The organism is Mesorhizobium sp. M7A.F.Ca.ET.027.03.2.1 (assembly GCF_003999175.1).
In the GTDB taxonomy this organism is placed as follows: domain Bacteria; phylum Pseudomonadota; class Alphaproteobacteria; order Rhizobiales; family Rhizobiaceae; genus Mesorhizobium.
In genome coordinates this window covers 1-6,109 of sequence record NZ_RZOM01000295.1, presented here as the reverse complement: position 1 = coordinate 6,109, position 6,109 = coordinate 1, and the positions used below count along the sequence as shown (strand labels likewise).

The 6,109-nt window shown below is 65.0% G+C and carries 5 protein-coding genes; all 5 read right to left on the bottom strand.

All coding sequences use genetic code 11. The features are described from left to right. Positions 1 to 98 precede the first annotated feature (98 nt). Positions 99 to 1,502 carry an MATE family efflux transporter gene (locus EN750_RS14970; RefSeq protein ID WP_127396881.1) on the bottom strand — a complete coding sequence of 468 codons (1,404 nt, stop codon included), beginning with the start codon at positions 1,500 to 1,502 and terminating at the stop codon, positions 99 to 101. 168 nt (positions 1,503 to 1,670) lie between these two features. Next, complete coding sequence (locus EN750_RS14965; protein ID WP_127396880.1) at positions 1,671 to 3,257, bottom strand: FGGY-family carbohydrate kinase; 1,587 nt, start codon at positions 3,255 to 3,257, stop codon at positions 1,671 to 1,673. Next, on the bottom strand, positions 3,254 to 3,937 hold the full coding sequence (locus tag EN750_RS14960; RefSeq protein ID WP_127396879.1) for an HAD family hydrolase: 684 nt from the start codon (positions 3,935 to 3,937) through the stop codon (positions 3,254 to 3,256). The genes EN750_RS14965 and EN750_RS14960 overlap by 4 nt, the downstream gene beginning before the upstream one ends. A gap of 15 nt (positions 3,938 to 3,952) precedes the next feature. Then, positions 3,953 to 5,431 carry a mannitol dehydrogenase family protein gene (locus EN750_RS14955; RefSeq protein ID WP_127396878.1) on the bottom strand — a complete coding sequence of 493 codons (1,479 nt, stop codon included), beginning with the start codon at positions 5,429 to 5,431 and terminating at the stop codon, positions 3,953 to 3,955. A gap of 146 nt (positions 5,432 to 5,577) precedes the next feature. After that, positions 5,578 to 6,109: L-iditol 2-dehydrogenase (locus tag EN750_RS14950; RefSeq protein ID WP_127396877.1), on the bottom strand; the 532-nt coding region annotated here is incomplete at its 5' end.

Genomic DNA, 6,109 nt, shown 5'->3' with positions numbered 1-6,109 from the left:
TCCGTATCCTCTGGGTCAACACGCCGCCGACATTCTGACCGCCTCCATCGCGGTGCCGGATTTTGAGGGCAACAGCCGCCGAGCCCAACCGTCCTGTTTCAATGCCCGAACGCGAGCGGCGGCGCCAGTCGGTCGCGCCGCAGCCAGCGCGCCAGCAGCAGCGCGGCCACCACGGCCAGCCCCGTCGACAGGCCGATCCAGATGCCGACGCCATGCAGCCCGAAATGGAAGGCGAGCAGCACGCCGAGCGGCAGGCCGACGCCCCAATAGCCGATCGCGGCATAGATCATCGGCACCTTGGTGTCGTGCAGGCCGCGCAGCATGCCGGCGGCGACCGCCTGGGCGCCGTCGAAGACCTGGAACAGCGCCGCGAAGACCAGGAACGACACGGCAAGTTCGATCACCCTGGCATTGGCCGGATTGCCCAGATCGATGAAGGCGCTGATCAGCGGATGCGGCCACAGGATCATCACCAGCCCCATCAGCGCCATGAACGAGACACCGATGACGAAAGCGGTCCAGCCGGCGCGCGAAACGCCTTCCGGATTGCCGGCGCCGTGCGCAAGCCCGACGCGCACCGTCACCGCCTGGTTGAGGCCGAGCGGCACCATGAAGGAGATCGAGGCGATCTGGATGGCAATCGCGTGCGCGGCCAGCGAATCCGCGTCGATCAGGCCCATCAGCAGCGCCGCCGCATTGAAGATCGTCACCTCGAAGGCGAGGATGCCGGCAATCGGCATGCCGAGCCGCAGCAGACCCTTGAAGCGCGGCCAGTCGGACCGCCAGAAGCGCCCGAATAGCCGGTAGCGCCGGAACTTCTTCTCCAGCATCACCACAGCCGCCATGCCGACGAACATCAGCGTGCTCGACAGCGAGGTGGCAAGGCCTGACCCGGCAATGCCCATTGCCGGCACGCCGAGATTGCCGAACATGAACACCCAGTTGAAGAAGACGTTGCAGGCGACGGCGACGAAGACGATGACCAGCGCCCAGCCCGGCCGTTCCAGCGCCGAGATGAACGAGCGCAGCACGATATAGCCGTAGAACGGCAGCACCGCCCATTCGAGCCAGCGCAGATAGATGCCGGCCTGATGGGCCAGAACCGGGTCCTGGCCCATGGCCAATAGAATGCCCTCGCCGTGCCAAAGCACGAGCCAGATCGGGATCGAGATCAGGATCGCCAGCCACAGGCCCTGGCGCACGGTGCGGCGCAGGTCGCGCACAGAATAGCGGCGGCGGCCGAGCTCGGTAGCGATCATCGGCGAGGTCGCCAGCATCAGGCCGAGGCCGAAGATCAGCGGCATGAAATAAAGGTTGGCGCCAAGCGCGCCGCTGGCCAGCGTGTCCGGGCCCAGACGACCCATCATCATGACGTCGGTGGCCGTCATCGCGGTCTGGCCGAGATTGGTCAGCACCATCGGCCAGGCGAGCGCCAGCGTCGCCCTGATTTCCTGACGCCAAAGATTTTCCGGCGCGCGAGCGCCGGCTTCGATCGCAGACATTGTTCCGCTCTTTCCAGCTACGGCACGTCGACCAGAAGCCGGAAGCCGCATGTCAAACGGCAAAACCTTCGGTTTCGCGGCGTTTGCGTCAGCTTCTGGACGAAACGCGACATGAAGGCAAGGGAGGAGGGACGGGAACGGATTGAGCCAGGGACCGGCCCAAATGCTCTACCGGATCGCGTCCAGCATCCGCCGCTGGCGGTGCATCTCGAGGAAAACCTTGTAGTCGCGCTCGAAACGCCCTGATGATTTCGGGTTCGACGGGCGCGTCCGGCCGCCTTGCTGCATGGCAAGACAGGCCGCGTTGAGGTCGGGAAACAGCCCGGCAGCGGTGGCGGCGATCATGCCGGTGCCGAGCAGCACCGCCTCGTCGGCCAGCGGCTCGATCACCGTGCAGCCGGTGGCGTCGGCATAGAGCTCCATCAGCAGCGGATTCTTGGTGTGGCCGCCGGTGACGTGCAGCGTGTCGATCAGATAGCCATTCTCGTTCAGCGCCTCCAGCACGTGGCGCACGCCGAGCGCGATGCCGACGGCGGTGCGCCAGTAGAGCTTGCACAGGCTGTCGAAGGAGGAGTCCAGCGTCAGCCCGCTGACGACACCGACCGCATGCGGATCGGCGAGCGGTGAGCGGTTGCCGTGAAAGTCGGGCAGCACATGCAGCCTTGCGGCGAGGTTGTCGCCCTCGGTGGCGCGCAGCTCGGCGACACGCCTGGCGATCTTCGCATGCATGGCGGCATCCGGCTCGCCGCCGGCGCCGTGCCAGCGGATGATGTGGTCGAGCAGGGCGCCGGTCGCCGACTGGCCGCCTTCCGACAGCCACAGCCTGGGCAGCGCCGCGCCGTAATACGGCCCCCAGACGCCGGCGAAGGGCTGCGGATCCGGTGACATCGCCATGACGCAGCTCGACGTGCCGGCGATCAGCGCCAAATGCCGGCCGATGTCCTGTTCGTCATCGGCAAAGCCGCCGAGCACGCCAAGCGCGCCGGCATAGGCATCGATGACCCCGGCGCCGACCCGGCATTTCTCGCTCAGTCCAAGCTCCGCCGCCGCTTGCGCCGTCAATCGACCGATATCGGCGCCGACGGGACTGGCCTTTTCCGGCAGGCTGCCGTGCTCGAAAAGATCGTCGAGGCCGACGAGTTCGAAGAAATCGCGCCGCCAGCCTGTCTCCTCATGCGCCAGATAGGTCCATTTGGCGGTCAGCGTGCATTGCGAGCGGGCCAGCGAGCCCGTCGCTTGCCAGGTCAGGAAATCGGTCAGGTCGAATAAATAGCCGGCTTCATTCCACGTCCGCGGCAAATTGCGCTTCAGCCACATCAGCTTCGGCGTCGCCATTTCCGGTGACATGACGCCGCCGATGTAATTCAGCACGGCGTGGCCGCTTGCCGTGCATTCGTCGGCCTCGGCAATGGCGCGGTGGTCGAGCCAGACGATGGTGTCCCAGCGCTTGTCGCCCGTGGTTGAGACGCTGAGCTGGCCGCCTTGCCGGTCGCGCACCACCAGCGAACAGGTGGCATCGAAGGAGATGCCGACAATGTCCTCAGGCTCGACACCGGCTTTTTCGCGGGCAGCACGCACGGCGGTGCAGACAGAAGACCATATGTCGCGCGAATCATGTTCGGCGTGATCGGGCCTCGGCTGGTTCATGGCGATCGGCCGCTCGGCGCGGCCGAGCAAGGTGCCTGTGGTGTCGAGAATGCCCGCGCGAGCGCTCCCGGTGCCGACATCGACCGCGCAAACGAACTGTTTCGTCAAGATGCTCTGTCTCTCGCTCCCAGGCCTGCAATCAGATCGGGCAATTGCAGCATGTCAGCGAATATAAAGTCCGGCTCACTCGACGCAAGCCGCGCTTTCAAGGTCGGGTTGCCGGCATGCGAGCCGCCGGTGAAGGCAAACACGCGCATCCCCGCCGCGCGCGCAGCAATGATGCCGGCCGGGCTGTCCTCGACGACGAGGCATTTGCGCGGATGGGCCCGCATGCTGGCGGCGGCATGCAGGAACAGATCCGGCGCGGGCTTTCCCTTGGCCACCATGGTGGCACTGAACAGATGCGGTTCCATCAGCCCAAGCAATCCGGTGACGTCGAGCGCGTAGCGGATGCGGTCGAGCGTGCCCGAGGACGCGACACAGAACGGCAGCCCAAGCTTCGGCAGCATCTTCTTGACGCCGGCGATCGGCTTCAGCTCCTCGCGGAATTTGCGCATCAGTTCGACGCGCATCTCGGTCAGGTGCAGGTCTGTGATATCGAGCCCGAAGTCGCGGCCGAGGATCTCGCGCACGCTTTTCATGCTCCTGCCGAGGAAATGCTCGTAGGCGGCATCCTCACTGACGCTGCCGCCGGCGACTTTGACCATGCCGAGCAGCGCCGAGACGGAGAGCGCCTCGCTGTCGACCAGCACGCCATCACAGTCGAAGATGACCAGTTCGGGCGTCATGGCCGAGAATGGCTCTCAGAGCTTGCCGGCGAGGTAGCGCGTCAGCGTCGCGCGTGCGCCGTTAGCCCACAGCACGTTGAGCGCATGGGCGAAGGCCTCGACAAACGCGGTCGCGCGGCCGACATCGCCATAGATGTCCTCCATCGCGAGCCAGGCGGCGGGAGTATCCTTTGCCGCCTTTGCCGTTGCCTGCAGCCGGTCCCAGCTCGGATCGTTGGGCTCGATGACGGCGCCGCTATCCGTCGTGCCGAAGCAGTAGCGGCACCATAGCGCCGATTCCAGCGCCAGGCCCGCGACGCTTTTTCCGGCCTTCAGCCGGTCGGCGATGGTCGGGATGATGAATTTCGGCTGGCGGTTGGAGCCGTCGAGGCAGAGCCGGCGCACCGTGTCGCCGATCTTGGGATTGGAAAAGCGGCTCTCGATGAGCTGGTAATAATCTTCCAGGACCGTGTCCGGCACCGGCGGCACCGTCGGGATGATTTCCTCCCGTTCGAGCTTGGCCAGGAAACCGCTCACCAGTGGCTCCTGCATCGCCTCATGGACGAAATGGATGTCCATCAGGCCGGCCGGATAGGCAATCGTCGCGTGGCCGCCATTGAGGATGCGGATCTTCATCAATTCATAGGGCGCAACGTCTTTGACGAACTGCACGCCGGCCTTTTCCAGCGGCGGCCGGCCATCGGTGAAATGGTCCTCCAGCACCCACTGCCGGAACGGCTCGCAAAACACCGGCCAGTTGTCTTCCAGCCCGAACTCCTTGGCGAGAATGCCGCGCTCGCGGTCCGTGGTGGCCGGCGTGATGCGATCGACCATGCCGTTCGGGAAGGCGACATGCTCGCTGACCCAGTTCGCCAGATCCTCGTCGATCAAACGGGCCAGGCCGATGACGCCGTCCGAGGTTACATGGCCGTTGTGGGGAATGTTGTCGCACGACATGACCGTGAACGGCACGGTGCCTTCATCGCGCCGCCGCACCAGCCCGGCAAGGATGATGCCGAACACCGTCTTCGGTGTCGCGCCGGGCTGCGCATCGGCGACGATGTCGGGGTGGGTCGGGTTGAACACGCCGGATGCTGGATCGATGAAATAACCGCCCTCGGTGATGGTCAGCGAAACGATCTTGATCGCCGGGTCGGCCAGCCGTTCGATGATGCCGGCGCCATCGCCGGGCATCAGGAAGTCGATCATGGCGCCGGTGATCCGGGCGCTCATATGGCCGCTGTCCTGCTCGACCACCGTGGTCAGCCAGTCCTGCTCTTCCAGTTTGCCGCGGCCGATCTTTTCACCGTCGAACACGCCGGCGCCGATCAGTGCCCAGTCATGGCCGATGCCCGAATTGAACAGATCGTCGAGATAGACGGCCTGATGCGAGCGATGGAAATTGCCGACGCCGAAATGCACGATGCCGGCCTTCAATGTCGCGCGGTCATACTTCGGCCCGGCGACCTCAGCGGGCAGTTTGGAGAGGTTTGAGGACGAGAGTTTCACGGTCATCTGTTTTACCCTTTGGCCGGATCTAGGCCTTCGTTACGCTCCTCTCCCGGTCGGGGAGAGGATAAGGGGTGGCACTGGCTACGCGCCCGCTGATGTCGGCCTCTGCTCCCCGCGGCGGGACGAGGAGCAGAGGCCGTCCCCCGCCCTCAACTCATCCACTGGCCGCCATCGACATTGTAGGTCTGGGCGACGATGTATTCGGCGTCGCTGCTGGCGAGAAAAACCGCCATGCCGGTGAGGTCCTGCGCCGTGCCCATGCGGCCATACGGCACTGCCTCGCCGACCAGCTTCTTCTTCTCGCCCTTCGGCCGGTTCTCATATTTGGCGAACAGCGAATCGACGTGATCCCAGTGCTCGCCGTCGACGACGCCAGGGGCAATCGCGTTGACGTTGATGCGGTGCTTGATCAGGTCGAGCCCCGCTGACTGTGTCAGCGAAATGACGGCGGCTTTGGTGGCGCAATAGACGCCGACCAGCGCCTCGCCGCGTCGCCCGGCCTGGCTTGCCATGTTGATGATCCTGCCGCCCCGGCCAGCCGCGATCATCGAGCGGGCGGCTGCCTGCAGCATGAACAGCGTGCCGGCGACATTGACGGAAAACAATTTATCGTAGCTTGCCTTGGTGATCTCGACGATCGGTGCCAGATCGAAAAGAGCGGCGTTGTTGATCAGGATATCG